We start from the raw sequence: 4,281 nt of genomic DNA, 5'->3' as shown, positions 1-4,281 counted from the left end.
TCACCCTCGTCTCGGTCGCCCACGCCTTCTGCACCCTGCAGCGACTGACCCGATCCCCAAAAGAGACGGCGTCGGCCTGAGCCTCCACCGAGTCGTCCGCGAGCTGCAGACACTCCTCGCGACCTGGACCGGCGCCTGCCCCACCTGTCACCGCAACATGCCAGACCCCGCACCAACATGACCAAGCCCTACTAGGCACTGTTTCTCGGATCTCCGGACGTGGGTGGGGTGTTGGGGGCAGGCTGGCTTCATGGGACGTGGGGATCTGACGAATGCGGAGTGGGATCGGCTCGAGTCGTTCTTACCTCCTGGTGGTGCGCGTGGGGGACGGTGGAGTGATCACCGGCGGGTGATCAACGGGGTTCTCTACAGGGTGCGGACGGGTGTGCAGTGGCGGGATCTGCCGGAGCGGTTCGGGCCGTGGGAAACGGTCTATAAACGACATCGTCGCTGGTCAGCTGATGGAACCTGGAAGATGCTGCTGTCTCGCATCCAGGCAGCTGAGGATGCCGCGGGCGTGATCGACTGGGACGTGCCGGTGGACTCGACAGCGGTGCGGGCACACCAGCACGCTGCCGGAGCTGGGAAAGCGCCGCCTGCCGCGGTCCCTCAAAAGGGGGCCGCCCGGGGGACGAACCAGGTCGATCCGGTGCTGCGGAAACTGGCCGTCCGGCTGGACGAGGTGGTCAGATCGGCGAATGCCTGGGACGCTCCCGCGGAGGCTTCACCACCGTAGATCTCCTGCTCGACGCCGAGGGACGATGCCGGCCTCTCGCGTTCGTCCTGCGGATGTCGGCGGCGAGCCGCTTCACGGACCTTTCCGTTGCCTTACCGTCAATGTGGTCGACCTACTGTCCTGATGGGCAGTCAACTCCTTCGGCACCTGTGCGCGCATCGTCCCGTCCAGATCGCCCATGTCGGTCCGGTCAGTCGCACCGTTGCTTATCGCAGCTCGTCCTCAGCGACCTCCAGCAGCGACAGGAAAAAGCAGTCGCAGACATCGCGTGGGGCGAGCCGCAGCGAGTAGAGCTGAGCCCACTGGTGTGCCGTGAGCAGGCATTGCCTGCCGCCGAACACGGTTCGCCCCACGGCGCGGGCGATGGCGTGGGCCCCACTCCCGGACCGCCGCAAGCCATCTGGGCTCCGCGCGCTGAGGTTACTGCCGGGGCGCCGTCGGACCGCGGTCTGGTTGGCGGTGAGATGGGCGCCCCTGCGAGGTGCTCAGTCGGCCACTGCTTCCTGCTGAGCCTCGGCGACAGCAGGCTCTGAGGCGGCCGCCGTAATGTAGAAGACGGACGAGCCCTGCCTGGACCGCTGAGCCTGGCTCTTGGCGACCAGCCCTTCGAGGGTGGTACGCACGACGGTGGTCTTGATGCGGCGATCAGGGTAGGCCTGCGTGAGCGCGGCGGAGATTTCGGCAGCGGAACGCGGCTCGCCCTGCTGTTCCAGGTGGCTGCGGATCAAGTTGACGAGGGTCGGCCTAGTGGCTGTTTTGGGTGCCGTCGCGGATAGGGCATCGACAGCGCTCTTGTTGGACGCCGTTGCCTTTGCACTCGTGGCGACCGCCTTCTTCGGCTTGCTCTGCTGGAGTTCGGCGGAGACCTGGTGCGGCACGGTCGGCGCGGCCGTGGTGCCTGCCTCGCCGACGGCACTCGCACCGCCGAGCGCCTCCTGGATGCTCACCAGCACGGTGCGGTCGTGCTTCAGGGCACGCAACTGCTCCTGCAACACCTCAATCTCCGCACTGATACGTTCCTGCTCCTTGACGTTGCGCTCAAGGTCGCTCGTCACCTGGGCGATGTACTGCGACGTCAGTCCTGTGGTGTGGGGCTGGATTTCAGACATGGCATGGTCCTTTCTGCAGCTCGCGGGTGCGGCGGTGAAAAGCACGGAACCTTTTCCACGAGCGGGTGGGGAGCAGGTAGCCTGGTCTGCATCGACCGGGGCACCCGCAGGACACAACTGCAACAGCGAGCAGCAGCCTAAAGATAGTACGCATGAGGAGAGCTGGATGCGCTTGTCGAGTGATGTCTCACTCTTCCCTTCAGGGTGAACAGCTGGCTGTCAATCCCCTCGTTCTGTGGAGATCTTCTATGCGGCCAGCGCCAAGGCGGAGTTGGCTCGGTGGTCGTGTTCGTAGTCGATCGGGCTGTGGTATCCGCACACGCTGTGTAGCCAATGGGTGTTGTAGAAGCCGGTGATCCAGGTGGCGGTCCTCGGCCGAGCCTCGGCCCGGGTAGCGAAGGTGTGCTGGTAGACGTACTCAACCTTGAGCACGCTGTTGAACGCCTCGCTGACGGCGTTGTCGAAACATGACCTGGCCCGCCCTATGGGCTGCGTCACGCCTGGGCGCCGGCAGGCGCGCTTGAACCGCCGGGACACGTATTCGCTGCCGCGATCCGAGTGGAAGATCGCGCCCTTCACGTCGCCACCGCGGGTGGCGGCAGCCGTGTTCAGGGACGCGACGACGAGCTCTGCGTCGTGTCGTTCGCCCATCGCATAGCCGAGCAGGCGACGCGGTCTAGGTCCGCTGGAACGTCACGCCGCGGCGCGCGAGCAGGCAGCGCAGGGCCTTGCGGCCGATGCGTAACATTGCGCCGCAGATGGTCGGCGAGCTTGCGGATCGACCAGCGGGTAAAGGGCCTGCCGAGCTTGGTGGGGCGGGTGGTGGCTGTCTGGATGACTCCTCGTCGTCATCCCTGAGCAGGCGGGGACGACCTCCCGCCCACTGAGGGTCCAGGCAGGCCAGCCCGATCTCGTTGAAGCGGTGGATCACATCCCGGGCGGTGTCCTCGTCCGCTTGGACGAGATTCGCGATCACCGGGACGGTGCTCCCGCCCGCTGAGGCCAGCAACATCATCGCTCTGCGGAACCGCACCATGCTGGTGCGGTTCCGCCGCACAACCCGCTGCAGCTTCTACCCCTCCCGCTCAGTCAGCCTGCGGACCCTGACCAGCCCTGCCATCGCGCCTGCTCACGTCGATCAGACGTGTCGTCACATCCGCTCGACGCGAGCCCAGTTGCCACCACTTGGTGGTCGATTCCGGTCACGGCACTACAGTAGGACGGCTCGGGCAGCGTTCTCGGCATCCAGGGTGTCGGGCATGCTGTTCATCCGCCGCAGCCGTTGGTCCGGGCGGCCTGCCTAGACCACCTTGTGCCCGACCCGGCGAAGGAACGAAGCCAAGGTGGCGCCGTAGGGGCCGGTCCCCTTGACCCCGAACGCCAGGACGCTGCCGAATGAGGTTATCCAGTCCAGTAGCTGCTCGAACCCGCCAATGTCGGCGTCCATCTCGTCCACCCGCGCGGCCAGCACTTCCGGCAGCGCAGGGTCGTCGATCGCGGCGACGGGGAAGACGGGCGGCCTCGCGCCCCGGCGGGCGGGGCAGGTTCGCCGGCAACCAGGTCCGCGATCCTCACGGCGACAGACTTCCGCTACCGCTCGTGTCGCTTGAGCGCGCCCGTCACGGCATCGGCGTGCGATTCACTCGCCTTCGGGAGCTTCGACGACCTCACCCTTGTCATTGATCGTGTGAGTGCGCCAGTAGACGTCCCACTTGTCATCGATCTTCTGCGGAACCTTGCCCTTGGGGTATCGGGTGTAGCCATCGGGTACCTCCTTGCCATCCGGCACGCAGTCCGAGCTGGTGCCGCCCACGGCCAAGACGGGGTACTCTCCGCCGCCACAGACGGAGTCCTTCAACGACGAGCCGGAGCACCCCGTGAGTGACAGGATCGCGGCGGTCGCAGTGAGTGCGCCAGCCACCGCGATACGGACCTGGCGGTGCCAGGAGGCGGGATTCGGGCGGCTGGTCGAGAGGTTCATGGTTGTTGTCTCCTGTCAGTTGTGCGGACATCTCCTACTCTCGGGCCCCGGGGCCAGGGGAACGTGAGTACCCGTACTCAAATCGCTGCCAACACAGCTACTCATTAGAGTCACTTCACACCAATCTTGGCCAGATTCCTGTGCCGCGGATCAACCTCAAACCTGCTCAGCGCGTCGCAAGCGACGGACTACCGATCAGTTATTGATACGACCGAGTCCGACGTGGAGCCGGACAAAGCCATCGTTGTGGGTGTCAACGAGGCAGGTATGACGGCCGTTCTTCACGCTTCGAGATGTCGAGTCACGACGCATTGGGCGTCTTGTCCCGCTTCCGGGTCGAGTTCTACGAATGCCACTACGTCGGGCCTTGACCCCTGATGTTGGACACACGAGACACTGGATCCTGAGGATCTGAGAACGGACATCTCGTGGTCATGAAGAACTACCCGCCGGAA

Annotated in this window: 5 protein-coding genes and 2 pseudogenes; 1 reads left to right on the top strand and 6 read right to left on the bottom strand. The window is 65.3% G+C overall.

Features of this window, described 5'->3' with window-relative positions; genetic code table 11:
- Positions 1-250 precede the first annotated feature (250 nt).
- Positions 251-786: pseudogene (locus ACWCPY_RS43020) on the top strand (IS5 family transposase); the annotation flags it as partial.
- 156 nt (positions 787-942) lie between these two features.
- Here ACWCPY_RS43020 and ACWCPY_RS43015 read toward each other — a convergent pair.
- The 6 genes and pseudogenes from ACWCPY_RS43015 to ACWCPY_RS42990 form a co-directional block, all read right to left on the bottom strand.
- The gene (locus ACWCPY_RS43015) at positions 943-1,089 is read right to left on the bottom strand and encodes a hypothetical protein (protein ID WP_451274621.1); all 147 of its coding nucleotides are present in this window, start codon (positions 1,087-1,089) and stop codon (positions 943-945) included.
- Positions 1,090-1,221: 132 nt separating this feature from the next.
- Entirely contained in the window at positions 1,222-1,845 is a 624-nt protein-coding gene (locus ACWCPY_RS43010) for a hypothetical protein (RefSeq protein WP_451274617.1), read from the bottom strand.
- Positions 1,846-2,091: 246 nt separating this feature from the next.
- The gene (locus ACWCPY_RS43005) at positions 2,092-2,511 is read right to left on the bottom strand and encodes a transposase (protein WP_451274619.1); all 420 of its coding nucleotides are present in this window, start codon (positions 2,509-2,511) and stop codon (positions 2,092-2,094) included.
- A 13-nt stretch (positions 2,512-2,524) separates the two neighbouring features.
- Positions 2,525-2,914: pseudogene (locus ACWCPY_RS43000) on the bottom strand (helix-turn-helix domain-containing protein); the annotation flags it as partial.
- A 231-nt stretch (positions 2,915-3,145) separates the two neighbouring features.
- Complete coding sequence (locus tag ACWCPY_RS42995; RefSeq protein WP_451274615.1) at positions 3,146-3,316, bottom strand: hypothetical protein; 171 nt, start codon at positions 3,314-3,316, stop codon at positions 3,146-3,148.
- A 168-nt stretch (positions 3,317-3,484) separates the two neighbouring features.
- The gene (locus ACWCPY_RS42990; RefSeq protein ID WP_451274613.1) at positions 3,485-3,826 is read right to left on the bottom strand and encodes an SCO0607 family lipoprotein; all 342 of its coding nucleotides are present in this window, start codon (positions 3,824-3,826) and stop codon (positions 3,485-3,487) included.
- Positions 3,827-4,281 lie beyond the last annotated feature (455 nt).

Source organism: Streptomyces sp. NPDC002403 (assembly GCF_053593015.1).
The sequence above is the reverse complement of the archived record's forward strand: the minus strand, read 5'-3'. Positions and strand labels throughout refer to the sequence as shown.

Excerpts from the sequence above, each read along its gene's own strand:
- ACWCPY_RS43010 (WP_451274617.1), bottom strand. The coding sequence starts at position 1,845 with ATGTCTGAAATCCAGCCCCACACCACAGGACTGACGTCGCAGTACATC.
- ACWCPY_RS42990 (WP_451274613.1), bottom strand. The coding sequence starts at position 3,826 with ATGAACCTCTCGACCAGCCGCCCGAATCCCGCCTCCTGGCACCGCCAG.